Here is a 24912-nt window from a genome sequence, read left to right as displayed (position 1 = left end):
GGCCTTGTTCCGAGGGCGGCTGATCTACAATCGGCAGCTCGGCCCGTCGATGCGGCGCCGGGCGCCCGGCCGCGCGGGCATGACACCGCCGCGGCACTGCCCGGCGGCATGCTGTGTCCGCGGCGCAGGCTCATTCACTGGAGGGTAGACGCGCATGAAAAAGGTGTTTGGCAGTGCCCGCGAGGCGCTGGAGGGGATCGTCGCCGACGGGCAGACGATCGCCGTGGGGGGCTTCGGCCTGTGTGGGATTCCCGAAGCCCTGATCGCCGCTTTGCGCGACTCCGGCGCCAGGGAGCTCACCTGCATCAGCAACAACGCGGGCGTGGACGACTTCGGCCTGGGCCAGTTGCTGCAGACACGCCAGATCCGCAAGATGATCGCCTCGTACGTGGGCGAGAACAAGGAGTTCGCGCGCCAGTACCTCGCCGGCGAACTCGAGCTCGAGTTCAATCCGCAGGGCACGCTGGCCGAGCGCCTGCGCGCGGGCGGCGCGGGCATTCCGGCTTTCTTCACGCGCACCGGCGTGGGCACGCTGGTCGCTGAGGGCAAGGAAGTGCGCGAGTTCGACGGCGTTCCCTATCTGATGGAGCGCAGCCTGGTGCCCGACGTGTCGCTGGTGCACGCGCACACGGCCGACAAGAGCGGCAACCTGGTGTTCCGGCGCACCGCGCGCAACTTCAACCCGAATGTCGCCATGGCCGGCAAGGTCACTGTGGTCGAAGTCGAGAACCTCGTCGAGACCGGCACGCTCGATCCCGACGCGATCCACCTGCCGGGCATCTACGTGCACCGCATCGTGGTCAACGCCCAACCCGAGAAGCGCATCGAGCAGCGCACCACGCGAGCCTGAGAGGAACAAGACATGGCCTGGACACGAGACGAAATGGCCGCGCGCGCCGCGCGCGAGCTGCAGGACGGTTTCTACGTCAACCTGGGCATCGGTATGCCCACCCTGGTCGCCAACCACGTGCCGACGGGCGTCGAGGTCTGGCTGCAGTCCGAGAACGGGCTGCTCGGCATCGGTCCGTTCCCGCGCGAGGACGAGGTCGACGCCGATCTCATCAACGCCGGCAAGCAGACCGTGACCACGCTGCCGGGCTCGTCGATCTTCTCGTCGGCGGATTCGTTCGCGATGATCCGCGGCGGCAAGATCAACCTGGCGATCCTCGGCGCGATGCAGGTCGCCGCCAATGGCGATCTGGCCAACTGGATGATCCCCGGCAAGATGGTCAAGGGCATGGGCGGCGCGATGGACCTGGTGGCGGGTGTGGGCCGCGTGGTGGTGCTGATGGAGCACGTGGCCACCAAGAAGGACGGCACCGCCGACCTCAAGCTGCTCGCCGAGTGCACGCTGCCGCTCACGGGCGTGGGCGTGGTGGACCGCATCATCACGGATCTGTGCGTGATCGACATCACCGACAAGGGCTTCTCGCTGGTCGAGCTCGCCCCTGGCGTGACGCTAGAGGAAGTGCAGCAGAAGACCGGCGCGCCGCTGGATACCTCGGCGCTCGCGGCGGCCTGAGCGGCGCCGCACGTGCACGATCGCCCGCACCGGGCCTTCGTGCGTGCGCTGCCCATCGTGCCGCCTCGCTGCGACAACGACCGCAGCGGCCGGGCTCGGCGATCGCGACGGCCCGGCACGGACGGGCCCCTCGCCGGGCGATGCGCCTCCATCGCCGTGAACCTTCGATCCGCCGCACTGCCCAAGCGCTCGGGCGGGCGGCTTGCTGAGCACAAGTTGTCGCCGCGCGGCTGGCGCAAGGGCAATCTCGGAGAAGGGCATGAGGCAATTCAAGCAGGCTTGGCGCATGACGCGTCGCGATTGGCGTGCGGGCGAGCTGCGCCTCATTCTGGCGGCCCTGATCGTCGCCGTCGCCGCAGTGACCAGTGTCGGCTTTCTCGCCGACCGGCTGCGCCTCGCGCTCGAGCGCGACGGCGCGCAGCTCATGGGCGCGGACGTGGTCCTCAACAGCGACGTGCCGCTCACCGATGGCATACGCGCACAGGCCCAGGCGCGCGGCCTGGAAGCCGCCGAGACCATCGTCTTTCCCTCGATGGCCTTGAGCCTGGACGGCGAGCATGCCCAGCTCGTGTCGGTCAAGGCGGTGAGCCCCAACTATCCTTTGCGCGGCGCGGTCCGGGTGCGCGAACCCGGCGCCACGCAGGCGCGCCAGGCCGGTAGCGTCGATTACCCGGCGCAAGGTGTGCCCGAGCCGGGTACGGTCTGGCTCGACGCCTCGGTGCTGCCGCTGCTGCATGCCGAGGTCGGCGACCGCATCCAACTGGGCGATTCGGTGTTTCGTGTCGGCAACGTCATCACCCTCGAGCCCGACCGCGGGATGAGCTTCGTCAATCTGGCGCCGCGCCTGATGATGCGCGCCGATGAGCTGGCCGCCACGGGGCTGGCGGCGTTCGGCAGCCGCCTGTCATATCGCAGCCTGTTCGCCGGCGAGCCCGCGCCCGTGGCCGACTTCACGCGCTGGCTGCGCGCCAACCTGGGCGAGGCCGGGCGCATCGACACCCTGGCCACCGGGCGGCCCGAGGTGCGCCAGACACTGGACCGCGCGCAGCGCTTTCTTTCCCTGGTGGCGATGCTCGCCGTGCTCATCGCCACCGTGGCGGTGGCCATGGCGGCGCGCCGCTACATGCTGCGGCACCTGGCCAGCGTCGCGGTGATGCGCTGCCTGGGCGCAACCCAAGGCGAAGTGAGCCGGCTGGTGGCCATCGAGTTTCTCATCGTGGCGGTGATCGGCGCCGCGCTGGGCTGCGTGCTGGGCTACGCGGGTCATGCGGGCCTGCTCGCGGCCCTGGGCGATCTCATCACGACGCAACTGCCTGCGCCCACGCTGCATCCGGCCGCGCAGGGGCTGGTGACCGGCGTCTGGCTCCTGCTGGGCTTTGCGCTGCCCTCGCTCGCGCAGTTGCACCGGGTACCGCCCGGACGGGTGCTGCGCAGCGACCTCGATGCGCTGGCCGGTGGCCGTGCCGCGCTCTGGTACGGTGTCGGGCTCACGGGCTTTGTGGTCCTGCTGTGGTGGGTCGCGGGCGAGCTGCGCCTGGGGCTGCTCACGGCGGGCGGCTTCCTGCTGGCGTTCGCGATGTTTGCGCTTGCCGCCTGGGCCGGGCTGGTGTTTCTCGCGCCGTGGCGCCGGCTGCACTTTCGCTCGGTGGCCGTGCGCTTCGCGCTGGCCGGCGTGGTGCGGCGGCGCGCCGCCACGGTGGCGCAGATCTGCGCGCTGGCGGTCGGGCTGATGGCCATGCTGCTGCTCACCATTACGCGCACCGACCTCATCGACGGCTGGCGCCAGGCGGCGCCGCCCGACGCGCCGAACCGCTTTCTCATCAATATCCAGTCCAACCAGCGCGAGCCGATCGAGGCCACGCTCATGCACGCGGGCATCCACGCCCCGCTGCATCCCGTCGTGCGCGGCCGTCTGATCGAGATCAATGGCCAGCCCGTCGAGGCGGCGGCCTTTGCCGACCGCCGCGCGCGCCGCATGATCGAGCGCGAGGCCAACCTGTCCTATTCGGCCCGCTTGCCGGAGCACAATGCCCTGGTGCAGGGGCGCTGGTTCGAGCCGGACGAACGGGCCATCTCGATGGACCAGGAGCTTGCCCAGACGCTGGGAGTGGTGGTCGGCGACACGCTCACCTACGACGTGGCCGGCCGGCCCGTGACGGCGCAACTGGTCAACCTGCGCTCGCCCCAGTGGGATTCGATGGCGGTCAACTTCTTCGTGCTGACGTCTCCGGAGGTGCTGCGCAACGCGCCGCAGAGCTGGATCACCTCGTTTCACATCGGGCCGGGCATGCCGGACCCGCTGCCCGGCCTGCTGGCCCGCTTCCCGAACCTTTCGGTGTTCGACGTGACGGCGATCCTGGATCAGGTGCAGCGGGTGCTGGACCAGGTGATCGTCGCTGTGCAGGGGCTCTTCGTGTTCACGCTGGCCGCCGGTGTGCTGGTGCTCTATGCGGCCCTGTCGGCCACGCGCGACGAACGCATGCGCGAGGCCGCGCTGCTGCGCGCCCTGGGCGCGACGCGCCGGCAACTGGCGCGGGCCCAGTGGCTGGAGCTGGCGCTGATCGGCGCGGCCGCCGGCGCGCTGGCCGCGATCGCCGCGAGCGCGCTGGCCTGGGCCCTGGCACGGTATGCTTTCGAATTCCCCTTCGTGCCGTCCTGGTGGGTGTTCCTCCTGGGCATCGGGGCCGGCATGCTTGCCGCGCTGATGGGCGGGCAGGCCGGGCTGCGCGGAGTGCTGCACACACCACCGCTGGTCACGCTGCGCGAGGTCTGAGCCCGTCCCAAGGCAAAAAAGCGCCCCCTCGGGGGGGGGGCAGCGCCGGCCGCGTAGCGGCCAAGCGTGGGGGCATTTTTTTTTGCCGCCGGGCCGTCCCAAGGCAAAAAAGCGCCCCCTCGGGGGGCAGCGCCGGCCGCACAGCGGCCAAGCGTGGGGGCATTATTTTCTCTAGGAACTCGCCGTGTCTTCTTCATCGTCCTCCACCGTCGCGCCCGAGGAAATCGGCCGTGGGCCGGCCGTCTCGATCTTCACCGCGATCGGCGGCGAGCCGCGCATACGCGAGCTGGTGGATCGCTTCTACGACCTCATGGACCTGGACGCGGACCTGGCCGATCTGCGCGCGGCGCACGGCCCCTCGCTCGACAGCGCGCGCCAGAAGCTGTTCTGGTTCCTGTGCGGCTGGATGGGCGGGCCAGATCACTACGTGGAGCGCTTCGGCCATCCGCGCCTGCGCATGCGCCACATGCCTTTCGCCATCGGCGAAAAGGAGCGCGACCAGTGGGTGGTGTGCATGGGCCGCGCCATGCAGGACATCGGCGTGGAGCCGGCGCTGGCCGACCGCCTGCTGGCATCGTTCTACAAGACCGCCGACTGGATGCGCAACCGGCCGGGGTGAGAGGAGGCCCCCCTACGCGCTGACGCGCACCCCCGGGGGCTATTGCACGACCACGTGCGGGCGGATGCCGGTCTGTCCCCAGACCGCATCGACGTGGGCCACCGCGCTGTTGCGGTCGGCGAACGGGCCGAGGCGCACCCGATACACGTCGTCGCCCTGATTGACGACCTCGAGATGCCCGAGCTGCGACACGTTGGCGCGCAGGCGGTCGGCCAGCAACTGCGCGTTGTGCGCCTCGCCGAAGGCGCCAAGCTGCAGGAAGGCGCCGCCGTCCGTGGCGGGCGGCCCGGGGGTGCGCGCCGTTGCGGCGGGCGAGGGCGCCTGCGCAGGCGTGGCGGCCGCCGGCACGACGGGGCTCGGCGCGGGGGGGAGCGTCTGGGACGGTGCGGCCGCCGGCGCCTCGGGCACGGGGATGCCGGCCAGGACGCTGAGCGGGTTGGCGGCGGCGACCTCGGTGGGTGCTGGCCCATCGGCGACCACGTTGAAGCCGGACGCGGGCTGCGTGCCCGCATCCGACCACACCGAGGTGTTGCGCGAGGCCGCCGCCATCGACACCGGCGCGGCGCTCGCCACGGGCTCGGGTGCGGAGGCGATCATGGCCGGTGCCTGCTGCCACTTGCCGCGCCGGATCTCGTCCGGGGTGATGCGCTCGACGACGACTTCGCCCGTGCCCGCGGCCAGCGTGCCCAGCCGGTGGGCGGCCACGTAGGACAGGTCGATCACGCGGTCGCTGTGAAAAGGGCCGCGGTCGTTGATGCGCACGATCACGCTCTTGCCCGTATCCGCCCGCGTGACCCGGGCATAGCTCGGAATCGGCAGGGTGGGGTGGGCCGCAGTCATCGCGTACATGTCGTAGGTTTCGCCGTTCGAGGTGGGGCGGCCGTGGAACTGGGCGCCGTACCAGGAGGCCATGCCGCGCGTGCGATAGGCGCGATCGCTGAGGTCGGGCACGTACTGCCGCCCGTTGATGACGTAGGGCCGGTTGGCGCCGCTGGCGTAGGGCTCGATGCGCGGTACCGCGTCGGGCACCTTGTCCAGATTGGCGGGCGGTTTGGCGTGCGGGCCGTCCTTGCGGTAGTCGCCGCCGCCGACCGCATAGCCGCCGCCGGTGCCCGATCGCCCGTCCTGGCGCGAGGCGCAGCCCGCCAGGATTGCCGTGATGACCAGCGCGCCAATCAGGCAGAGCTGGCGCGCGCGCGGGCGCCGGGCGGCGGCGTGCAGGGCGGGTGCTGTGGCGGTCATGCTTCCACGGCTCGCAGGAAGGCCGCGCCGACCTGGGCGCGGTGGCGTATCAGCACCGCGCCGCGGTGCTTGCCGAAGGCTTCGGCCAGGCGTTCGACCAGATAGACCGAGCGATGCTGGCCGCCGGTGCAGCCGATCGCCACTGTCAGGTAGGCGCGCGTGTCCTGGGCGTAGCGCGGCAGCCAGCGGGCCACGAAGCCTTCGATGTCGGCGAGGAACTCGTGCACCAGCGGCGATTTGGCGAGCCAGTTGGCGACCGCCTCGTCGCGCCCGGTGAGCGGGCGCAGCACCGGGTCGTAAAACGGGTTGGGCAGGCAGCGCGCATCGAACACCAGGTCCGCGCCCAGCGGCACGCCCGACTTGTAGGCGAACGACTCAAAGGTGAGCACCAGCGGATGCGGCTCGGCGTCGACCAGGTCGCGCACCCATTGGCGCAACTGGCCGGCGGTGAGGCCCGAGGTGTCGATGACGTGTTCCTGCTCGCGCAGCGGGCCCAGCAACTGCCGTTCGGCCAGAATGCAGTCGTGCAGCGACGCCGGTCGGCCTTCGGTATCCAGGCGTTCGGTGAGGGGATGGCGACGCCGCGTCTCGGAATAGCGCTGGACGATGGTGGTGGTATTGGCGTCCAGGAACACCACGCGCAGTTGCACGCCCAGCCGCTTGAGCGCCAGAACGATGCGCGGGATGTCGGCGATGGCCCCGGGCGAGCGCGCATCGACGGCCACCGCCACGCGCGACAGGCCGTCGGTATGCGCATTGGCCACGAACTCGTGGAGAAAGCGGACGGGCAGGTTGTCCACGCAAGTGTAGCCGGCGTCCTCCAGCATGCGGAGGGCCACCGACTTGCCGGAACCGGAAATGCCTGTGATGAGGACGGCGCGCAACATGACGCGTATTGTTGCATGCGGCTGGCCTTCGTCAAGCTGCGGCATGTCGTGCGCTCGCGGCGCCGGCCGCGCCGTGCGAGGCAGCATGGACTGCGAAGCCCGGGATTGTTGCACTAGAAATCATTGCATGCGTAATTATTTCTATGCTATGAATCTTTTCTTTGCCCCACGGAGTCCTGTCCATGATGCGTTCCGCCCGCTTTGCCCTCGCTCTGGGCTGCACCCTGTCCGTGACGCTTGCCGCATGCTCCGACGCCGACAAGCCGGCCGCGGGCGCCGATGGGCAGTCCGAAGCTGACACGAGCACGCTGGCCAAGGCGCAGGAAGCCGGCCGCATCCGCATCGGCTACGCCAACGAGGCGCCGTTTGCCTATATGGACAGCAGCGCCGGGCAGCTCACCGGCGAGGCGCCGGAAGTCCTGCGCCATGTACTGGACGAGCTGGGCATCAAGGAGGTCGAGGGCGTGCTGACGGAGTTCGGCTCGCTCATCCCTGGCCTGCAGGCCAATCGCTTCGACATCATTGCCGCGGGCATGTACGTCACCCCCGAGCGCTGCAAGCAGGCGATTTTCTCGAATCCCACCTATGGCATCGGCTCGGCCTTCGTCGTGCGCGAAGGCAATCCGAAGGCGCTCGACAGCTTCGCCGCCGTGGCCCAGGACGACAGCGCGCGCCTGGGCGTGGTGGTGGGGGCGATCGAGGCCGAGTATGCCGACAAGTCCGGCGTGCCCGCCGCCCGCGTCGTGGTGTTCCCGGATGCCGCGAGCGCGCTCGCGGGCGTGCAGGCCGGCCGGGTCGACGCCTACGCCGCGACCTCGCTCACCGTGAACGACCTGCTCGGCAAGGGCAAGGCCACCGGCGTGGAGCGGGCCGAGCCCTTCACCGATCCGGTGATCGACGGCAAGGATGTGCGCGGCTACGGGGCGTTCGCGTTCCGCAACGACGACACCGCGCTGCGCGACGCCGTCAACGAGAAGCTTGCCGCGTTCATCGGCTCGCCGGCGCACCTGGAGGCCGTCTCCCCGTTCGGCTTCACCGAGGCCGAGCTGCCCGGCGACACGACCGCGGCCATGCTCTGCGGCGAGGGCTGACGGGCGGCCGGCCGGGAGCGCGTGATGCTCGATCTGCTGCCGCCCCTGCTGCAAGGCCTACAGGTCACGCTGAAGGTGACGGCGGGCGCGGCGCTGCTTGCCATCCCGCTGGCCCTGCTGGCCGGCCTGGGCCGGCTCGCCCCGTGGCGTGCGCTGTCCTGGCCGGCGGCCTGCTATGTCGAGCTTTTTCGCGGCACCTCGGCGCTGGTGCAGCTCTTCTGGGCGTACTACGTGCTGCCGCTGTTCGGGCTCTCGCTGAGCGCGATGACGGCCGGCATCGTGGTGCTCGGACTGAACGCCGGCGCCTATGCCGCGGAAGTGGTGCGCGGCGCCGTCCAGGGCGTGCCGCGCGGTCAGCGCGAAGCCGCCAAGGCCCTGAACTTCACGCCGGCGCACACGCTGCGCCGCATCGTGCTGCCGCAGGCCGTGGCCGCCATGCTGCCGCCCGCCGGCAACCTGGCCATCGAACTGCTCAAGAACACGGCCCTGGTGTCGCTCATCACCATCGCCGACCTCACCTTCCGGGCGCAGTTGCTGCGCGCCGACACCCTGCGCACGGTCGAGATCTTCGGCCTGGTGCTCGCGCTCTACTTCCTGGTCGCGCTGTGCATCACGGGCGGGATGCGTCTGATGGAGCGCCGCCTGGCCCGGCGCCGCGGAGAACGCGCATGATCTTCGACTGGGCCTATGCGCTGGAGATCCTGCCGCTGCTGGGCCGCGCGCTCATCGTCACCATCCAGGCCACGGTGCTCGGCATGGCACTCGCCATGCCGCTGGGGCTGGTGCTGGCGCTGGCCCGGCGCGCGCGGCTGCGCCTGCTCTCATGGCCCGCGGCGCTCGTGATCGAGTTCGTGCGCAGCACGCCCTTGCTGGTGCAGCTCTATTTCTTCTTCTATGTGATGCCCGGCCTGGGGCTGAAGTTCTCGCCCCTGCTCACCGGCATCCTGGCGCTGGGGCTGCACTATGCGGCGTACTGCGCCGAGGTGTATCGCGCGGGCATCGAAGGCGTGCCCAAGGGCCAATGGGAAGCCGCGCGCGCGCTCAATCTCAGCCCCTGGCGCACGGCCACCGGCATCGTGCTGCCGCAGGCCATCCCACCCGTGGTGCCGGCGCTCGGCAACTACCTCGTGGCCATGTTCAAGGACACCCCGCTGCTCTCGGCGATCACGGTGGTCGAGGTGCTGCAGCAGGCCAAGATCATCGGCTCGGCGAGCTTTCGCTACACCGAGCCGATCACCCTGGCGGGGGTCATGTTCCTGGTCCTGAGCCTGGCCGCCGCCGCCCTGGTGCGCTACACCGAACGCCGTCTGCAACTTCCCGGAAACCGACCATGAGCGCCAGCATCCGCCTACGCAACGTCCACAAGCGCTACGGCAAGCTGCACGTGCTGCGCGGCATCGACCTGGACGTCGAGGCCGGCCAGACCGTCAGCATCATCGGCCCTTCCGGTTCGGGCAAGTCCACGCTGCTGCGTCTGCTCATGACGCTGGACGAGCCGGACGAAGGCAGCATCGAGATCGACGGCGAGTCGATGTGGACCGTACAGCGCAACGGCGCCGACAAGCCGGCCGACGCGGCCCACCTGAGCCGCGTGCGTGGACGCATCGGCATGGTGTTCCAGCACTTCAACCTGTTTCCGCACATGACGGCGCTGGAGAACGTGATGGAAGCGCCGCGCCATGTGCTCAAGCTCGGCAGGGACGAGGCGCGCGAGCGGGCGCGCGACTACCTGGAGATGGTCGGCCTGGGCGAGAAGCTCGACGCCCATCCCGGCCACTTGTCGGGCGGGCAGAAGCAGCGCGTGGGCATCGCGCGCGCGCTGGCGATGCGCCCGGACATCATGCTGTTCGACGAGGTGACCTCCGCCCTGGACCCCGAGCTGGTCGGCGGCATCCTGCAGATCATGCGCGACCTGGCGGCGCAGCGCACCATGACCATGCTCATCGTGACCCACCAGATGTCGTTCGCCGAGCGCAGCTCCGACCGCACGCTGTTCTTCGACCAGGGCAACATCGTCGAGGACGCGCCCTCCGAGCAGTTGTTCCGCGCGCCCGCGCACGAACGCACGCAACAGTTCCTGCAGGCGGTGATCGAGGGGACGTAGGGCCTGACGCGGGCGTGCGAGCCCGTCATGGCCGCGGCGCGTCGACGCGCCTGCGCTGCGGCTATTGAGCCTCGATCCCCAGCTTGCGGGCAATGTCGCCGTAGTACCGAATATCGGCTTTCACGCTTGCCGCGAAGTCAGCCGAGCTGCCACCGATCGGCATGGCGAACCTGTCGGCCAGAAGTTCCGACATTTCCGGGGTCTGCAGGATCTCGTTCACCGTCTTGTTGAGGATGTCGACGGCTTCCGCCGGGGTTCCAGCCGGCGCGAACAGGCCTTGCCAGGAACCGTAGGAGCCGAATTGAGGAAAACCTTGCTCCACCGCGGTCGGCACTTCGGGATACTGAGCAAGGCGCTGGTCACCCGAGACCGCAAGAAGCTTCACTTTGCCTGCGGTGACCAGCGGCTGCGAAGCACCTGGGTCGGTGACGAGCACCTGGGCCTCGCCTGCCGCCAGTGCGGTCAGAGCCGGACCGACGCCCTTGTAGGGAACGTGTTCCATTTTGATGCCCGTGCTGGCGAGAAACGCCTCCGTACTGATGTGGGTAATGCTGCCGGTGCCCTGGCTGGCGTAGAACAGCTTGCCAGGGTTCCCCTTGGCATATGCCACGAGTTCCCCCAGCGAGTTGGCCGGCGTGTCCTTGCTCACGAGAAAGACACTCGGGGCGATGACCATATTGACGATCGGCACGACGTCGCGCACGGGATCGAACTTGACCTTGATGATGGCGGGATTGGCCGTATAGCTTCTGGAGGCTATGAGCAGGGTGTAGCCATCGGCAGGCGAGCGCAGGGCCGCCTCCGTCCCGACGACGCCGCCGGCGCCCGCGCGATTCTCCACGACGAACGGCTGCCCCAGACGCGCCCCGAGTTTTTCGGCGATCACTCGCGCGATGTAGTCGGTGGCGCCGCCCGGCGCGAACGGCACGATGATCTTTACCGCCCTGTCGGGGTACGTGGCCGCGTGCCCCGGGGTGGCCGCGAATGGCATGAAAAGCATTGCGACGCTCAGTGCAATGCGCTTGAATAACGCGCTCATTTGGTGTCTCCCATGGAAAATCTTTGCAGCCGGATGTGGTATCCGTGCACAAGCTGTCAACTTGATCGCTGTATCCAGCATGATTTTTCTCTGTCCCACGTAGGGCCGTAACGCGGCCTCTCGCGCAGTGCGGCTTTCCGGACCTTCCCCGTATTCGTTCGCGGCAGTTCCTGCATGCTTTCGTAGAAGCGCGGCAAATAGCTTTTGGGCAGCCGTTCCGCCAAAAACGCCGAGAGCAAATCGAAGGCTTTTTCCCCATCGCCAGGATCGGCTTTCCAGACCAGGCAGGCATGGATCTCCTGCTCGCCGGTTTCCGATGGCACGGCGATGACGCCGCAGTCTTCTATCGCCGCGTAGCGACGGATCTCCGCATCGATCTGCTCGGAAGAAATGTTCACGCCGCGGCGCCGGATGGTGTCGCCCATGCGGCCGGCAAAGCACAGTTCTCCCGTTTCGTTGAAATAGCCGCCGTCGCCGGTGTGGAACCAGAGGTTGCGAAAGGCGCGCATGGTTGCTGGCAGGTTGTTGTGGTAGGCCAGCATGACGCGGTGGGGCTGCCGGGGCCGGACCGTAATCTCGCCCACCGTGCCGGACGGGACCGGCCGATCGAGCGGGTCGATGATACGGACCTCCATCTGCGGCAGTGGCCTGCCCATGCCCGCCCCGGCCTCCTCTCCACCGCGCTTGTACGAAACCACACCGACTTCTCCCAGCGCGTACAACTGGACGCGGCGTACGTTGAAGCGTTCCTCGAACACTGGGTCGGGACGGCCGGACCATAGGTATCGAACCCTATGGTTCCGGTCGTCGGGAGACGGTGGTTGTGCGCTGACCAGCGGGGCAATGGACTGCAGCAGGTGGGCCAGCGTTGCGCCGCATTCGCGCGCCTCGCGCCAGAAACCGCTGGCCGAGAACTTGGCGACCGACACCATGGTTCCACCCGCCTGCAGCGTGCCGATCAGGCCATTGATGCTGGCCAGGTTGTGGTGCAGCGGAAACGGCGTGTACAGCACGTCGTCCGGCCCATATTCCAATACCTCGTTGTGCACGGCCGACTTGGCCAGCACGTGCAGATGGCTTTGGAGAATGCCCTTGGCGGGGCCGGTGGTGCCGGAGGTGAAGCGAATCAACGCGGGTTCGTTCGACTTCAGCGTTGCCCAGAGGTCTTCGTCGGGCCCGGGCGCTGTCAGTGCGTCAAGCTCGACCACGGGAACCGGCGTGGGAAGGGCAGACAATAACCGGTCGACCGTTGCACGGTCGTAGTCTCCGGCCAGAACCAGAACCCTGAGATTTCCGAGGTATCCGCGAACTTCCGGATCCACCAGGTGCTCGACTCCCTGGCCGTCCGTGAAGACGGCCTCGGCCGCCGCGGTCGTCAAGCCGAAGAACAGGCTCGACTTGCGAAACTCGCGGTTGATGGGCGCATCGACGACCCCGGCAAAAAGGCACGAAAACCACGACTTCACATAGTCGGCGCTGTTTTGCAGATATATCGCCGCAATCGTTCCTGGCGCGAGGCCATGAACCCGCTGCAGGCGATACGCGCCGGCTTTGGAAAAGGCGAGCAAACCGTCGTAACTCAGCGACTGCCGCTGCCGGGGAAACGCTATCAACGGCTTTGCGCCGAATCGTTGCGCTTGGCGAACCAGCACCCGGGGAATGGTGTTTCCGATCTCTATCGCCGTGACCGGCGCGGGCAGCGCATCAGGCCCCGTTCCATGAACCATGCCGTTCATCTTGCCATCTCCGGCGACACACCCCTCGTGACGAGGTTTCCAGGCAATGCGAGGTGGCCCGCGCTCGCCAACGATGCGAGCGCGCCGATCAGCGGGTAGACCATCAGCCTCCCCCCGGCAGCAGACGGGTGACGTGCTTGTACCTGTCCGATCGATATCGCGTGCGAGAGAACGTGACCTTGCGTCCGTCGGTGGCGACCAACTGCCATTCGAATTGCAGTACCGGTGAGGCAGGGGCGATTTGCAGCGCCCGCGCCACGTCGTCCTCTGCGGCGACGGCGCTGATTGCCTGCATCATGTGCAGCGGCTTGATGTTCGCGTGCTCCTGCAAAGCCAGAAGCATCGACGAAATGCTCTGCTGGGCTGCCACCTTCCGCCCTATGTCGAGCAGGGCGAAGTTGCGCTGATAGGCAAAGGGGCCTGCGCTGGCCGAGCGCAGGGAGCGAATCTCGGACACCACGGTTCCGAGGGGAATCTCCAGCGCGCGGGCCACGTCGTCAGGGGCAGGCACTTCGAGCCGCTCAAGGATGTCGAGTCGGGTCGCCTTGCCGTACTGCTGAAGATCCTCGGTGGAGTTGATCGACCAGCCTTCGAAGGGTTGCTCGCGAGTATCCCGAACGAACGTTCCCTTTCCGGCTATGCGCGTGATGAGTCCCTGCGTTTCCAGAAGCTGCATGGCTTGACGCACGACAGTCCGGCTGACGCCATACGTCTGCGTCAGCGCCAGCTCTGTCGGCATCAGCGCGCCGGCCTCCAGCTCGCCCGACACGATCCTCTCGCGCAGGAGTGCGGAGAGTTGGTGATGCAGGGGGATGGGGCCACGTGAGAGTGCGGTAGAGGTCATGATCGAATTGTAATTACATTACTATATTACGTCAAATTGATCGGACAGAAGACACATGGCGCCCGCGCTATGCCCGCGAGGGAGGCCGTCGGTAGGAGGCCTGTGGCTGCATTGACATGACATCATAATATAATTACATTTCCGACGGAGACGCGTTCCTGTAGGGCCCCGCGGGTCTGGCGACCAGGGCCGATACCGATTCAGAGACTTAAAGCCATGATGACCGAATCCCCACCCGAAGACACCGTGGTGCGCACGGACCTGCCCGGCATACCCGGCGCAGTCATGCTGCGCATCAACCGGCCGGAAGTGAAGAATGCGCTCGGGCCGCGCGATATCTTGCTGTTGAGCAAGCACCTGTTCGACTGCCACCACGATCCGGCAGTCAAGGTCGTTCTGCTCACCGGCACGGGCGATGCCTTCTGCGCGGGTGCCGACCTCAAGCAGATGAACCAGCGCACGCCGGAGCAGCGCTCGGAAGGTGGCGAAGCGGCCACCGAACTGATGCTGCGCATCGTCTCGATGCCCAAGATCGTCGTCGCCGCGGTGAACGGCGCGACGGCCGGGCTCGGCAATCACATCGCTATCTGCAGCGACCTGTGCCTTGCCCGGGAGGACGCCAATTTCCACTTCACCGGTGCGACCAAGGGCATCCCGAGCCTACAGATGGGGGCGCTGGTGCTGCCCATGATGATCGGCCTGAAGCGGGCGAAGGCCTTGGTGCTGCGCGGCGGCAAGGTGTCGGCCCGGCGGGCCGAGGAATTGGGTTTCTGCAACGAAGTCATCTCTGCCGACCAGTGGGAAGCACAGCTCGAACAACTCGCCGCGGAATTCTCCGATCGCAAGGCAGGAACGATGGCGCAGAACAAGTACCAGATGAACCAGTTGGTCTACCAGCAGATCGGCGCGCTGAAACTGTCTTCGTTGGCGGGCGCGGGCCAGCTCGCCGCCGCCGGCCAGCTCATCACCGGCCGCCTTGCCAACGAGGTGGCACGATGAGCCGGGCAGTCCTCGCGGCCTTGCCCAGTACCCAAGCGGCGCCGGCAACCGAGATCGACATTCACAATACGGTTCCGAGCGTATTGGTGCGCCAGGCGCAGCGCTATGGCGCCAAGCCCTTGATCCAGTTTCCGCGCGAGCGCGAATCCCTGAGCTACGAGGGCCTGCTGGTTTACGCCAGGGCCGGCGCCGCGCGCCTGCATCACGAGCACGGTCTGCGCCCGGGCGACATGGCTGCCATCCATCTCGCTAACAGCGCGGACTACGTCAAGGCCTGGTTCTCGTGCCTGTTCGCCGGCGTGGTCGACGCGCCGATCAATCACGAGTTCCGCAAGACCAGCCTGCTGTTCGGCCTGACCACCACGCAAGCGCGCGCCGTGTTCACGGACGGGGCCGGCGTCGAACGCCTGGTCGACCCGGAGGTCCGCTCCTATCTGGCGCAACTCAAGGTGCTGGTCCTGTCCGGAGACTACGACCGTACAACGGTCGACCGGCTGTTGGCCAACGTGCCCGCATGCCCTCCGGTCGTCGAACTGCGTGCGCTGACGGCCGAAGGCCCGCAGGACGAAATCTGGACCCGCCTGGAGTCCACGGCACCCGCCCTGATCCGCTTCACCTCCGGCACCACCGGCCCCGCCAAGGGCATTCTGCAGAGCCATCTGCACGTGCTGGCCAAATCCGCGGTGCACAACACCGTCTTCGAATTCGGACCCGACGACGTGCTGTACACGCCGTTTCCGTTGCACCACAATCTGGCCAGCATCAATGGCCTGATCGGCACACTGCAGGCGGGCGGAACCATGGTGTCGGTCGCCAAGTTCTCGGCCAGCGGTTTCTGGCGCGAGGCGCGCGAATGCGGCGCGACGCTGGCCCACCTGCTGCAGTCCATTGCCCCGCTGGTCAGCGCACAACCGCCCTCGAACGACGATCGCAACCACAAGGTTCGCTACGTCTGGGCGGGTCGTCCCGACCAGGCGTTCGAGGAGCGCTTCAACACGCGCTACGTGCAGATATACGCCCTGGGCGAAGTCGGGGTGGTTTCATACAAGCGCGGCGGCGAGCAGGGTGGTGCAGGGGCCGGCAGGCCGCTGCCGGAGATGGAAGTGCGCATTGTGGACCCGCTGGACCAGCCAGTGACTCAGGGTGTCGTGGGAGAAATCGTCATCCGGCCGCGGCAGCCTCATCGCGTCATGCTGGCCTACCACAACGACCTGCCCGCGACCATGCGCGCCTTTCGCAACCTCTGGTTCCACACCGGCGACGGCGGCTATTTCAACGAAACGGGAGAGCTTTGTTTCGCCGGGCGGCTGGGCGACACCATCCGGCGCCGGGGCGTCAACATCTCGTCCGAGCAGATCGAAGCCGAGCTGCGCAAGCACCCGGCTGTACAGGACTGCGGCGTCATCGCCGTGCCGGCGCACACCGGCGAGCAGGAGATCCATGCCTGCATCCTGTGGAACAGCGCCCCTCCCGACGAACGCGAGGCCTTCGACGCACTGGCCGCATTTCTGGCTGAACGGCTGCCCAAGAGCTATCTGCCGCGCTTCTTCGAGACCATGGCGGACCTGCCGCGCACCAACACCGGCAAGGTCCGCAAGACGGAACTGCGCGACCGGCGCAAGTTCGGGCCGACGTGGGACCGGGAACAGGTGCGCTGGCTGTACGAGGCGGATTGACGCCACGCCCCGGGGGCTGGCCGCGGCTCGCGGCCGGCTCCCGCCGCCTATCCCCGTCCCGTGCTGCCGAATCCCCCCGCGCCGCGCTCGCTGGCGGCGAAGTCCTCGACCCGTTCGAAACCCACCTGGGCGACGGGCACGATGACCAGTTGCGCCAGCCGCTCGAACGGCTCCAGCGTGAACGTGGTCTGGCCGCGATTCCAGGTCGAGACCATCAACTGCCCCTGGTAATCCGAATCGATCAGCCCGACCAGGTTGCCCAGCACGATGCCGTGCTTGTGGCCCAGGCCCGAGCGGGGCAGGATCAGCGCCGCGTAGCCCGGGTCGCCGATGTGGATGGCAAGGCCGGTCGGAACCAGGGCGGTATCGCCCGGCGCGAGGGTGATCGGTGCATCCAGGCAGGCGCGCAGGTCCAGGCCGGCCGAGCCCGAGGTGGCATAGGCAGGGACGTGCTCGCGCATGCGTGCGTCGAGGACTTTCAAGGCGATGGATTTCATGACGGTACTTTTGACGATGGGGAAAGGGCGCTGTTGGCTTGGGCCGCATGTTAACCGGCGGGGCGGCGCCGGGCGACGGCCTTGACGGATCTCTTGCGTCCGTCTACATTGGTTCCGAATTAGTGAACTTAAGTTCTATATTTCGGAACTATCTTATGAGTATTCTCGATGGCGTGCAGAAGGTCCTGGGCCTGTATGCAGGCGGCAGCAGCGAGTTGAGCTTCACCGAAGTCGCCGCGCGGCTCGACATGCCGCGCAGTTCGGCCTCGCGCCTGCTTAACCAGATGCAGCTCTACGGCTTGCTCGAGCAGGATCTCGTCACGCGCCGCTACCGACCGGGGCTGCTCCTGCAGCAGGCGGTGCAGGTCGGGGCGGCCGCGACGCCGCTGGACGACGCGTGCCGTGCGGTGCTGGCGGCGCTGTCCGAGCGCAGCGGCCTCACGGCCTACCTGTCCACCCTGAACGATCGGGAAACCGTGGTGCTGCAGCGCTTGAACGGTTTGCATCCGGTGCAGGTGCTGTCCTCGCCGGGCTCGCGGCGTGCGGCATCCGGTACGGCCATGGGGCGCGCGCTGCTCTCACGCCTGTCCGGCGCCGAGTTCGAGTTGCTGTATGGCAGCGATCCGGCCCAGGTCTTGCCGCCCGAAGGGCAGGGCGGGCCGGCCACCGTCGGCGAACTGCGCGCGCGCGCCGAGCAGGCGCGTGCAGACCGGCTGGCCGTCGCCATCCACGAGGCGATGCCCGGTATCGGCGCGATTGCCGCCGCGGTGCGCGATCCGCAGACGCAGGAGCTGCGCGGCCTGTGCATCTCCTTCATGTCGTATGGCGTGCGGCCCGCGCAACTGGCCACCTGGCGCAGCCTGGTCGCCGACGAGGTGGGTGCGCTGGGCCGTCGGCTCAACGATCCCTTCTGGCTGGGCGCCGGCTAGTTTGCGCCGCCTTACGGGCGGCGCACATCGAGGCAGGGCCCTGCGGTTTCTTTTCTCTTCCAGACCATGAATCTCTTGTTGTTGAGCAACTCCAGCAGCGATGCCGGCTATCTCGTGCACGCGCTCGACTGGATCCGCCCGCTGGTGCCGGCGCCCGCCGCCGGTCCGGCGGTGTTCGTTCCGTTCGCCGGTGTGACGCGGACCTGGGACGCCTATGAGGCGCTGGTCGCGCAGGCCATGGCGCCGCTCGGCTGCGAGCTGCGTTCGCTGCATCGCGCGGCAGATGCGCGCGCGGAACTCGCGCGGGCCGCGCTGGTGATCGTGGGCGGCGGCAATACCTTCAACCTCCTTCATCACGTGCGGCGCCTGGGCCTGCTCGAACCGCTGCGCGCGCGCGTGCGCGACCACGGGCTGCCCTACCTGGGCTGGAGCGCCGGGGCCAACCTCGCCTGCCCGACGATCCGCACGACCAACGACATGCCGATCATCGACCCGGCCGGGTTCGATGCCCTCGGCCTCGTGCCCTGGCAGATCAACGCGCACTACACCGATGCCCATCCACCCGGGCATCGGGGCGAGACGCGCCGGCAGCGGCTGGCCGAGTTCTGCCAGGTGAATCCCGATACCCCCGTGCTCGGCCTGCCCGAAGGCACCGGCCTGCGCATCGAGGGCGCGGCCGCGAGCCTGCTGGGCCATGCCGACGCCTACCTGTTCCGCGGCCAGTCCGCGCCGCAAGCCCTGCCGCCAGGGCGTCTGGAGTTGCCCGTATGAAACACGTCATCGATGTCATCGAGATGCTGTCGTCCGCCCACGTCACGGGCGAGACGGTGGCGCAAGCCCTGCGCGCCGCCGGCGACTGCGACGTTACCGTCACTGCGCTGGCCCGCGACGGCGCGGCGACGGAGTTCCTCTCCATCGTGATCCCCGGCCTGGACGCCGATGCGCCGCAGCTCGGCATCGTCGGCCGCCTGGGCGGCATCGGCGCGCGCCCGGCCGTCACCGGCCTGGTGTCGGATTCGGACGGCGCGGTCGTGGCCCTGGCCAGCGCGTTCCAGTTGCTGGCCATGCAGCGCCAGGGCGACGTGCTCGCCGGCACGGTGCGCATCCGCACGCACATCTGCCCGCGCGCCGGCACGCGCCCGCATCATCCCGTGCCGATGATGCGCTCGCCCTTTCCCATGCGCGAGATGATGGCGCACGAGGTCGATCCGGCGATGCAGGCGATTCTGTCGGTCGACACCACGCGCGGCAACCGCCTGGTCAACCGCAAGGGCGTGGCGCTGACCCCGGTCGCCTGCCAGGGCTGGCTGCTGCGCATCCCCGAGACCCTGCTCGACATCATAGGCTGGGTGAGCGGCGAGCTGCCGGTCACGCTGCCGCTCACCACGCAGGACATCACGCCCTACGAGAACGGGCTGTGGCACGTGAATTCGCTGATGCAGCCGGCCATCGCCACCGATGCACCGGTGGTGGGCGTGGCGCTCACCGCGCAGAGCACCGTGCCGGGCTGCGCCACCGGCGTCACCAACGCCGTGGACGCCGATGTCGCCACGCGTTTCTGCATCGAGACCGCCAAGCTCTTCGGCCAGCGCGCGTTCTCCTTCGTCGACGCGACGGAGTGGGCTGCACTGCAGCGCCGCTACGGCTCGATGCGGCACCTGCAGACCGTGGGTCGGGAAGGGGAGGGTGCATGACTGCCACCGCCCGGCCGCCCGAAGGCGGCGCGATTCCTCCCGCCGGCGATCCGCTGCAGGCAGCCTCGACCAGCGTTCGGCCGTCCGCCCCGCCGCGCGTTGCCTTCCTCACCATAGGCCAGGCCCCGCGCAGCGACGTGGTGCCGGAAATGGCCGAGGTGCTGGGCGCGGACGTGACGGTGGACGAGTTCGGCGTGCTGGACGAGGCGACCGACGCCGAACTGGCCGCCCTGGCGCCGCGCACCGACGGCGCCTATCGCTTTGCGACCCGCCTGCGCGACGGCCGCCAGATCGAACTGGACAAGGTGGCGACCGAAGCGCGCCTGGCCGCCTTGATGCAACGCATCGACGGGCGCGGCTACGACGTGCTGGTGCCCCTGTGCACCGGCACCGCCATTCCGCGCCTCGCCACGCTGGTGCTCGAGCCGCAGCAGGTGGTCGATCACCTGCTCGCCGCGCTGTCGGTCCATGCGCGACGCATCGGTCTGATGCTGCCCCTGCGCGAGCAGCTCGAGGGCTTTCACCTGGCGGTGCCGCTCGCCTGCGAGGTCAGCCTCGCCCATGCCTCGCCCTACGAGAGCGATCGGGCGCGTGCCCGCGAGGCCTTCCGACAGGCAGGCGCCGCGCTGGCCGACTGCGATGTCGTCGTCATGCATTGCATGGGCTATGCAGCCTGGATGCATGCCGAGGTGCAGCGTGCGTCGGGCCGGCCGACGCTGCTGTCGAACCGTATCGTGGCCGACGCGCTCGCGCAGTTGCTCGCGCGTGCGTGATACCGAACGGGGGAGCAGGGGGAGAGAGACAGTCCCGTTCACCACCAAGGAACACACACATCATGTTCAGTCAATTCAGCCGGCGTGCCCTGGCCGCCCTCGTTTCCATCGCGGCGCTGGCCGCGCCCACCGTCCACGCTGCCGAATCCTGGAAGCCTGAAAAGCCGGTCCGCCTGCTCGTGGGCTTCGCTCCCGGTGGCTCGGCCGACACGCTGGCACGCCTGCTCTCCGAGCCTCTGGGCCAGCATTTCGGCGTGCCCATCGTGGTCGAGAACATCGCCGGCGCGGGCGGCAACATCATGGCCTCGCGCCTGGCCAACGCCGCGCCCGACGGCTACACCCTGGGCATCGCCGCCGCCGGCTCGATGGCGATCACCCATGTGCTCAACGCCGAAGGCACGCCCTACAAGGCGGCCGATTTCACGCCGATCACGCTGGCCGCGGTGCAGCCCAACGTGGTCATCGTCAACAACGACGTGCCGGCAAGCAACATCGCCGAACTGAAGACCTATTTCGAACAGAATCCCCAGGCAACCTATGGCACGGCCGGCATCGGCATCTCGAACCACCTGATCGCCGAGACCATGCTGCATCGCATGGGCGTCAAGGTCGAGCATGCCGCCTATCGCGGCGCCTCCCCGGTCATCGTCGACCTGCTGGGCGGCCACATCGCCATGACGGTGGACAACATCTCGACTGCCGCCGCGCTGGCGCGCGAGGGCAAGGTCAAGGCGCTGGCGGTCACCAGCGCGGAACGCGCTCCCCAACTGCCCGAAGTGCCCACGCTGGCCGAGCAGGGCCTGACCGGCTTCGACATGCCGACCTGGCAGGGCGTGTTCGCGCCGGCCGGGTTGGCGCCCGAGATCCGCGACGCGTACTACGCCGCGCTGCAGGACGTGCTGGTGCGCGAGGACGTGATCGAGCGCATGGCCACGCTGGGCTCGCAGCCCGTCACGGGCATGACGCCGGCCCAGTTCGAGGACTACCTCGAGGCCGATCGCCTGCAGTGGGCGCAAACCGCCGAGGACGCCGACATCCGCCTGCAGTAAGACCGCCATGGTTGCCCGGCAAGCCGGGCAACCGCCGCCTTGATGCACGTCAAACCCCGGGGACGTCTCGCTTGACGTGGGTCAAGGCCAGAAAGAAGTTGCGTCCGCAACATGTAGGCACAAGACCCTATGTCTGGAGTGCATCATGATTTCGTGTATTGCGGGACGCGGCCGGGCCGCTGCCGTCGGGGCTGCCGCCCTGGTGTTTGCCGGAGTGCTGGGCACACCGGCGGCGCAGGCCCATGAAGCCGGCGACTGGATCGTCAAGGGCGGCGTGAGCCTGGTCAAGCCCAAGTCGGGCAACGGCAGCGTGCTGGACGGTACGGTCGGCCTCGACGTGAACAACAATGCCCGTCCTTCCGTGACGCTCACCTACATGGCCACGCACCATGTCGGCGTCGAGCTGCTCGCCGCCATGCCGTTCCGCCACGACATCCGCGGCAGCGGGCTGGGCACCATCGGCAGCACCCGGCACCTGCCGCCGACCTTGAGCCTGCAGTGGCATTTCCTGCCCGACAGCCGCATCCAGCCCTACGTGGGCGTCGGCTTGAACTACACCACCTTCTTCAGCACCCGGGCCAGCGGCGCGCTCGCCGGCCAGGATCTCAGCCTGCGCGACTCCTGGGGCGTGGCCGGGCAGGTGGGCGTCGACGTGAAACTGGACGAGCGCTGGATGCTGAGCGCCGACGTGCGCTACATCGACATCTCGTCCAAGGTCAGGCTCAACGGCGAAGACATCGGCAAGGCGCGCGTGGACCCGTGGGTGTTCACCGCCGCGGTGGGCTACCGCTTCTGAGGCGTGTTCGGGCGCCGGGCAGCCTCGTCCCCCAGAGCCGGTGCGGATGGTCCCGTTGCGCCCTCCCTTGCGGTCGTTGGCATCGCTGTTGACTCGCATTCACTTCTGTTCTGAGCCCAGGCCGGTAGATCGGTGGGCAAGCCCTTCCTATCATCGGCAGTATCCGCGCGGCCCCTTGTCCGGGCGGCCCGCGGCAATACCGGACGACGAAAAGGAGCGGCAAGCGTGGACGATCTGCAGGCATGGAAGGCGTTGGCTCGCGAGCATCGCGGCATGACGGGGCAGCTCGCGGCGTTCGTCGCGGACCTGAGCGCGGACCAGGTGCCCGACAGGACGCGGCGCATCCTGGCCGATGCCGTGGTCGATGCGCTGGGCTGCGGCCTGTACGGGCTCACGACACCCTGGGGGCGGATCATGGCCGAGTTCGCGCAGGCGCAGCAAGGGCCGGCGGAGGCCGCTCTGTGGGGCGGCGGCGAGCGCATCAGTGTGCTCAACAGCGTGCTCGCGGGCGGCACGGCGATCCACAGCTTCGATTTCGACGACCACAGCCGCGCCAAGATCCATCCCGGCGCCCTGGTCGTGCCGGTGGTGCTGGCGCTGGGCGAGCGCCAGCGTGCGGACGGCGCCGTCATGCTGGCGGCGATGGCGGCCGGCTACGAGGCCATGAACCGGGTCAGCCAGGCCGCCAATCCCGGCCGCGCGCGCATGCGCGGCTGGCACTTGACGGGTACCGCGGGGACGTTCGCCGCGGCGGCCGCGGCCAGCGTAATGCTGGGGCTGGACGCCGACACCACGGCCAGTGCGCTGGGGCTGGCCGGCACGCAGTCGGCCGGCACCTGGGCCTTCACGGCCGACGGCGGCATGAGCAAGCGCATGCATCCCGGCCGCTCGGCGCAGGCGGGGGTGATGGCCGCGCTGCTGGCGCAGCGCGGCTTCGCCGGGCCGCGCTACATCCTCGAAGCCGAAGACGGCGGGCTGCTGTTCGGCATGTCCGATGCGCCGCGTCCGGCCCTGCTGGTCGAAGGATTGGGACGCCGCTGGCACGCGGACGAAACCTGCTTCAAGCCGCATGCGTGCTGCGGCAGCAACCATGCCTGCATCGATGCGGTACTGGACCTGATGCGCGAGCATCGCCTGTCGCCCGGGGACGTGGCGCGCATCGTGGCGGGTGTGGCCGGCGTGGTCGATACCCAGACGGGTTTCGAGTACCGGGCCGACTCCGTGCTGAACGCGCAGATGAGCCTGCGCTACAACATCGCCGTCGCCATGTTCGATGGCCAGGCCTATCTCGAGCAGTTCACGCCGCAGCGCATCGTCGAGCCGGCGGTGGTGGCGCTGGCGCGCCGGGTGGAAGTCGAGATCGATACCGAGATCGACCGCGCCTATCCGGAGATCTATGGCGGCCGGGTGACGCTGGTGACGCGGCAGGGCCGCACGCTGACGCGCAAGGTCGATTATTCGCGCGGCATGCCGGAGAACCCCATGTCGGGCGAGGAGATCGACCGCAAGTTCATGTCGCTGGCGTCGGCCGCCGTCGGCGCCGAGCGGGCCGCCGAGGTGCTCGCGGCCGCCAGGCGTCTGTTCGATGCGGATTCGGCGCTGCCTCTGGCCGACCTGCTGGCCGGGGCCCGCGTGGCCGGCGCCGCGTCCTGCGTCGCCGATTGCGCTACTGCGGCGTGATCTTGTCCCAGTCGGGATCGCCGGGGATCAACTCGGCCAGGAAGTTGACGAAGGCGCGCACTTTGGGCGAGAGGTTTCGGCTGGGCAGGTACACCACCGAGACGGCCGGGCCGATGCCGACGTAGTCGGTCAGGATGCAGCGCAGCCGGCCGTCGCGGATGGCGTCGCCCGCGATGAAGTTGCTGATCATCGCGATGCCCAGGCCGGAGCAGGCGGCCTCCAGCAGCGATTCGGCGTTGTTCATGTTGAGCCGGCCCGACACTGTCTTGGGGTAGGCCTTGCCGTCCTTCACGAACTGCCAGTCGCGATAGCGGCCGGTGTGCATCAGCACGTAGGCCAGGCAGTGGTGCCGGTCCAGTTCGTCCGGGGTTGTCGGCTCGCCGTGGCGTGCCAGGTATTCCGGCGAGGCGCAGGCCACGAAGCGCAGGTTGCACAGCTTGCGCGCAATCAGCCGCGCGTCGGCGGGCTCGCCGATGTGCACGGCGGCATCGATGCCCTCGTAGGCCAGATCGACGTTGCGGTCGCTCAGCTCGGCGTCGAGCACCAGGTGGGGGTGCTGCTCGATGAAGCGGCTGAGCGCGGGGACGATGACGCGCCGGCCGAAACCCACCGGCATGTGCACGCGCAGCCGCCCGTGCGGGCTGGACGTGGCGCGGTTGAGCATGTTCTCCGCATCCTCGATCTGCGCGAGGATCTGCTGACAGTGCTCGAAGAAACTGGCGCCATCGTTGGTGAGCCCGACGGAGCGGGTGGTCCGCTGCAGCAGGCGCACGCCCAGTTCGTGCTCCAGCCGCGTGATGGCCTTGCTGATGGCCGAGGACGTCAGGCCCAGGCGCTTGGCCGCTTCGGTGAAGCTGCGCGTTTCGGCCACGCGCACGAACACGCGCAAGGCATTGAGATTTTCCACAGAGCTTCCTTCGAGGCCGCGGCACGGCGCGGCCTGGCGTCATTGCGTCGTCTTT

Annotated in this window: 24 protein-coding genes; 17 read left to right on the top strand and 7 right to left on the bottom strand. The window is 68.5% G+C overall.

From position 1 onward, the window contains the following. Window positions 1–154 precede the first annotated feature (154 nt). The 4 genes from FOZ76_RS26635 (at window position 155) to FOZ76_RS26620 (ending at window position 4914) form a co-directional block, all read left to right on the top strand. Entirely contained in the window at window positions 155–850 is a 696-nt protein-coding gene (locus FOZ76_RS26635) for a CoA transferase subunit A (RefSeq protein WP_143951334.1), read from the top strand. A 12-nt stretch (window positions 851–862) separates the two neighbouring features. Further along, the gene (locus tag FOZ76_RS26630) at window positions 863–1522 is read left to right on the top strand and encodes a CoA transferase subunit B (RefSeq protein ID WP_143951333.1); all 660 of its coding nucleotides are present in this window, start codon (window positions 863–865) and stop codon (window positions 1520–1522) included. Between the two features lie 259 nt (window positions 1523–1781). Beyond that, window positions 1782–4295, top strand: coding sequence for an ABC transporter permease (locus tag FOZ76_RS26625; protein WP_246129789.1), 2514 nt, complete (start codon window positions 1782–1784; stop codon window positions 4293–4295). A 223-nt stretch (window positions 4296–4518) separates the two neighbouring features. Beyond that, entirely contained in the window at window positions 4519–4914 is a 396-nt protein-coding gene (locus FOZ76_RS26620; RefSeq protein ID WP_143951401.1) for a group II truncated hemoglobin, read from the top strand. 39 nt (window positions 4915–4953) lie between these two features. Here FOZ76_RS26620 and FOZ76_RS26615 read toward each other — a convergent pair whose 3' ends face one another. Both FOZ76_RS26615 and rapZ read right to left on the bottom strand, forming a co-directional pair. Next, complete coding sequence (locus FOZ76_RS26615; protein ID WP_143951332.1) at window positions 4954–6156, bottom strand: septal ring lytic transglycosylase RlpA family protein; 1203 nt, start codon at window positions 6154–6156, stop codon at window positions 4954–4956. Then, window positions 6153–7043: an RNase adapter RapZ gene (gene rapZ, locus FOZ76_RS26610; RefSeq protein WP_143951331.1), complete on the bottom strand. Its 891-nt coding sequence runs from the start codon at window positions 7041–7043 to the stop codon at window positions 6153–6155. Before rapZ ends, FOZ76_RS26615 begins: the two co-directional genes overlap by 4 nt. Before the next feature lie 182 nt (window positions 7044–7225). On the opposite strand from rapZ, the gene ehuB reads away from it, so the two are divergent. The 4 genes from ehuB to ehuA are packed head-to-tail and all read left to right on the top strand — an operon-like array spanning window position 7226 to window position 10238. After that, entirely contained in the window at window positions 7226–8134 is a 909-nt protein-coding gene (gene ehuB / locus FOZ76_RS26605; protein ID WP_211366552.1) for an ectoine/hydroxyectoine ABC transporter substrate-binding protein EhuB, read from the top strand. A 24-nt stretch (window positions 8135–8158) separates the two neighbouring features. Then, entirely contained in the window at window positions 8159–8806 is a 648-nt protein-coding gene (gene ehuC, locus FOZ76_RS26600; RefSeq protein ID WP_143951330.1) for an ectoine/hydroxyectoine ABC transporter permease subunit EhuC, read from the top strand. Further along, window positions 8803–9468: an ectoine/hydroxyectoine ABC transporter permease subunit EhuD gene (ehuD, locus tag FOZ76_RS26595; protein WP_143951329.1), complete on the top strand. Its 666-nt coding sequence runs from the start codon at window positions 8803–8805 to the stop codon at window positions 9466–9468. Before ehuC ends, ehuD begins: the two co-directional genes overlap by 4 nt. Beyond that, a complete protein-coding gene (ehuA, locus tag FOZ76_RS26590; protein WP_143951328.1) occupies window positions 9465–10238 on the top strand; it encodes an ectoine/hydroxyectoine ABC transporter ATP-binding protein EhuA in 774 nt (257 codons plus the stop codon). The genes ehuD and ehuA overlap by 4 nt, the downstream gene beginning before the upstream one ends. Window positions 10239–10299: 61 nt before the next feature. Here the strand turns inward: ehuA and FOZ76_RS26585 are convergent, their stop codons facing one another. The 3 genes from FOZ76_RS26585 to FOZ76_RS26575 form a co-directional block, all read right to left on the bottom strand. After that, window positions 10300–11277: a Bug family tripartite tricarboxylate transporter substrate binding protein gene (locus FOZ76_RS26585; RefSeq protein WP_170235647.1), complete on the bottom strand. Its 978-nt coding sequence runs from the start codon at window positions 11275–11277 to the stop codon at window positions 10300–10302. A 56-nt stretch (window positions 11278–11333) separates the two neighbouring features. Continuing rightward, the gene (locus tag FOZ76_RS26580) at window positions 11334–13013 is read right to left on the bottom strand and encodes an AMP-binding protein (protein WP_143951326.1); all 1680 of its coding nucleotides are present in this window, start codon (window positions 13011–13013) and stop codon (window positions 11334–11336) included. A 103-nt stretch (window positions 13014–13116) separates the two neighbouring features. After that, window positions 13117–13857 (bottom strand): GntR family transcriptional regulator, encoded by a 741-nt coding sequence (locus tag FOZ76_RS26575; RefSeq protein ID WP_143951325.1) that lies wholly within the window; start codon window positions 13855–13857, stop codon window positions 13117–13119. 285 nt (window positions 13858–14142) lie between these two features. On the opposite strand from FOZ76_RS26575, the gene FOZ76_RS26570 reads away from it, so the two are divergent. After that, entirely contained in the window at window positions 14143–14856 is a 714-nt protein-coding gene (locus FOZ76_RS26570; RefSeq protein ID WP_170235646.1) for an enoyl-CoA hydratase/isomerase family protein, read from the top strand. Further along, window positions 14853–16532, top strand: coding sequence for an AMP-binding protein (locus FOZ76_RS26565; RefSeq protein WP_143951323.1), 1680 nt, complete (start codon window positions 14853–14855; stop codon window positions 16530–16532). The genes FOZ76_RS26570 and FOZ76_RS26565 overlap by 4 nt, the downstream gene beginning before the upstream one ends. A 47-nt stretch (window positions 16533–16579) precedes the next feature. Here FOZ76_RS26565 and dut read toward each other — a convergent pair whose 3' ends face one another. Continuing rightward, entirely contained in the window at window positions 16580–17029 is a 450-nt protein-coding gene (dut, locus tag FOZ76_RS26560) for a dUTP diphosphatase (protein ID WP_143951322.1), read from the bottom strand. A 155-nt stretch (window positions 17030–17184) separates the two neighbouring features. Between dut and FOZ76_RS26555 the strand changes: the two genes are divergently transcribed. The 7 genes from FOZ76_RS26555 (at window position 17185) to FOZ76_RS26525 (ending at window position 23950) form a co-directional block, all read left to right on the top strand. Further along, on the top strand, window positions 17185–17958 hold the full coding sequence (locus FOZ76_RS26555) for an IclR family transcriptional regulator (RefSeq protein ID WP_143951321.1): 774 nt from the start codon (window positions 17185–17187) through the stop codon (window positions 17956–17958). 66 nt (window positions 17959–18024) lie between these two features. Beyond that, entirely contained in the window at window positions 18025–18729 is a 705-nt protein-coding gene (pepE, locus tag FOZ76_RS26550; RefSeq protein WP_143951320.1) for a dipeptidase PepE, read from the top strand. Then, on the top strand, window positions 18726–19652 hold the full coding sequence (locus tag FOZ76_RS26545) for a DUF1177 domain-containing protein (RefSeq protein WP_143951319.1): 927 nt from the start codon (window positions 18726–18728) through the stop codon (window positions 19650–19652). The genes pepE and FOZ76_RS26545 overlap by 4 nt, the downstream gene beginning before the upstream one ends. Beyond that, window positions 19649–20425 carry an AroM family protein gene (locus tag FOZ76_RS26540; protein ID WP_143951318.1) on the top strand — a complete coding sequence of 259 codons (777 nt, stop codon included), beginning with the start codon at window positions 19649–19651 and terminating at the stop codon, window positions 20423–20425. Before FOZ76_RS26545 ends, FOZ76_RS26540 begins: the two co-directional genes overlap by 4 nt. 62 nt (window positions 20426–20487) lie before the next feature. Beyond that, window positions 20488–21474, top strand: a complete 987-nt coding sequence (locus FOZ76_RS26535; RefSeq protein ID WP_143951317.1) for a Bug family tripartite tricarboxylate transporter substrate binding protein — start codon at window positions 20488–20490, stop codon at window positions 21472–21474. A gap of 145 nt (window positions 21475–21619) precedes the next feature. Next, complete coding sequence (locus FOZ76_RS26530) at window positions 21620–22270, top strand: OmpW/AlkL family protein (protein WP_143951316.1); 651 nt, start codon at window positions 21620–21622, stop codon at window positions 22268–22270. 225 nt (window positions 22271–22495) lie between these two features. Further along, a complete protein-coding gene (locus FOZ76_RS26525; protein ID WP_143951315.1) occupies window positions 22496–23950 on the top strand; it encodes an MmgE/PrpD family protein in 1455 nt (484 codons plus the stop codon). On the opposite strand, the gene FOZ76_RS26520 is transcribed toward FOZ76_RS26525, so the two are convergent. Next, on the bottom strand, window positions 23937–24857 hold the full coding sequence (locus FOZ76_RS26520; RefSeq protein WP_143951314.1) for a LysR family transcriptional regulator: 921 nt from the start codon (window positions 24855–24857) through the stop codon (window positions 23937–23939). The two genes, FOZ76_RS26525 and FOZ76_RS26520, sit on opposite strands and share 14 nt — an antisense overlap. Window positions 24858–24912: the final 55 nt, after the last annotated feature.

This window comes from Verticiella sediminum (assembly GCF_007558815.1).
Lineage (GTDB): Bacteria > Pseudomonadota > Gammaproteobacteria > Burkholderiales > Burkholderiaceae_B > Verticiella > Verticiella sediminum.
Note: the sequence above shows the minus strand (reverse complement) of the source record. Positions and strands in the feature narration are given on the sequence as shown.

Excerpts from the sequence above, each read along its gene's own strand:
- FOZ76_RS26545 (WP_143951319.1), top strand. The coding sequence starts at position 18,726 with ATGAAACACGTCATCGATGTCATCGAGATGCTGTCGTCCGCCCACGTC.
- pepE (WP_143951320.1), top strand. The coding sequence starts at position 18,025 with ATGAATCTCTTGTTGTTGAGCAACTCCAGCAGCGATGCCGGCTATCTC.
- ehuA (WP_143951328.1), top strand. The coding sequence starts at position 9,465 with ATGAGCGCCAGCATCCGCCTACGCAACGTCCACAAGCGCTACGGCAAG.
- FOZ76_RS26630 (WP_143951333.1), top strand. The coding sequence starts at position 863 with ATGGCCTGGACACGAGACGAAATGGCCGCGCGCGCCGCGCGCGAGCTG.
- rapZ (WP_143951331.1), bottom strand. The coding sequence starts at position 7,043 with ATGTTGCGCGCCGTCCTCATCACAGGCATTTCCGGTTCCGGCAAGTCG.
- FOZ76_RS26635 (WP_143951334.1), top strand. The coding sequence starts at position 155 with ATGAAAAAGGTGTTTGGCAGTGCCCGCGAGGCGCTGGAGGGGATCGTC.
- ehuD (WP_143951329.1), top strand. The coding sequence starts at position 8,803 with ATGATCTTCGACTGGGCCTATGCGCTGGAGATCCTGCCGCTGCTGGGC.
- FOZ76_RS26615 (WP_143951332.1), bottom strand. The coding sequence starts at position 6,156 with ATGACCGCCACAGCACCCGCCCTGCACGCCGCCGCCCGGCGCCCGCGC.
- FOZ76_RS26555 (WP_143951321.1), top strand. The coding sequence starts at position 17,185 with ATGAGTATTCTCGATGGCGTGCAGAAGGTCCTGGGCCTGTATGCAGGC.
- FOZ76_RS26535 (WP_143951317.1), top strand. The coding sequence starts at position 20,488 with ATGTTCAGTCAATTCAGCCGGCGTGCCCTGGCCGCCCTCGTTTCCATC.
- FOZ76_RS26565 (WP_143951323.1), top strand. The coding sequence starts at position 14,853 with ATGAGCCGGGCAGTCCTCGCGGCCTTGCCCAGTACCCAAGCGGCGCCG.
- FOZ76_RS26575 (WP_143951325.1), bottom strand. The coding sequence starts at position 13,857 with ATGACCTCTACCGCACTCTCACGTGGCCCCATCCCCCTGCATCACCAA.
- ehuB (WP_211366552.1), top strand. The coding sequence starts at position 7,226 with ATGATGCGTTCCGCCCGCTTTGCCCTCGCTCTGGGCTGCACCCTGTCC.
- FOZ76_RS26625 (WP_246129789.1), top strand. The coding sequence starts at position 1,782 with ATGAGGCAATTCAAGCAGGCTTGGCGCATGACGCGTCGCGATTGGCGT.
- FOZ76_RS26540 (WP_143951318.1), top strand. The coding sequence starts at position 19,649 with ATGACTGCCACCGCCCGGCCGCCCGAAGGCGGCGCGATTCCTCCCGCC.
- ehuC (WP_143951330.1), top strand. The coding sequence starts at position 8,159 with ATGCTCGATCTGCTGCCGCCCCTGCTGCAAGGCCTACAGGTCACGCTG.
- FOZ76_RS26580 (WP_143951326.1), bottom strand. The coding sequence starts at position 13,013 with ATGAACGGCATGGTTCATGGAACGGGGCCTGATGCGCTGCCCGCGCCG.
- FOZ76_RS26530 (WP_143951316.1), top strand. The coding sequence starts at position 21,620 with ATGATTTCGTGTATTGCGGGACGCGGCCGGGCCGCTGCCGTCGGGGCT.
- FOZ76_RS26570 (WP_170235646.1), top strand. The coding sequence starts at position 14,143 with ATGCTGCGCATCAACCGGCCGGAAGTGAAGAATGCGCTCGGGCCGCGC.
- dut (WP_143951322.1), bottom strand. The coding sequence starts at position 17,029 with ATGAAATCCATCGCCTTGAAAGTCCTCGACGCACGCATGCGCGAGCAC.
- FOZ76_RS26585 (WP_170235647.1), bottom strand. The coding sequence starts at position 11,277 with ATGAGCGCGTTATTCAAGCGCATTGCACTGAGCGTCGCAATGCTTTTC.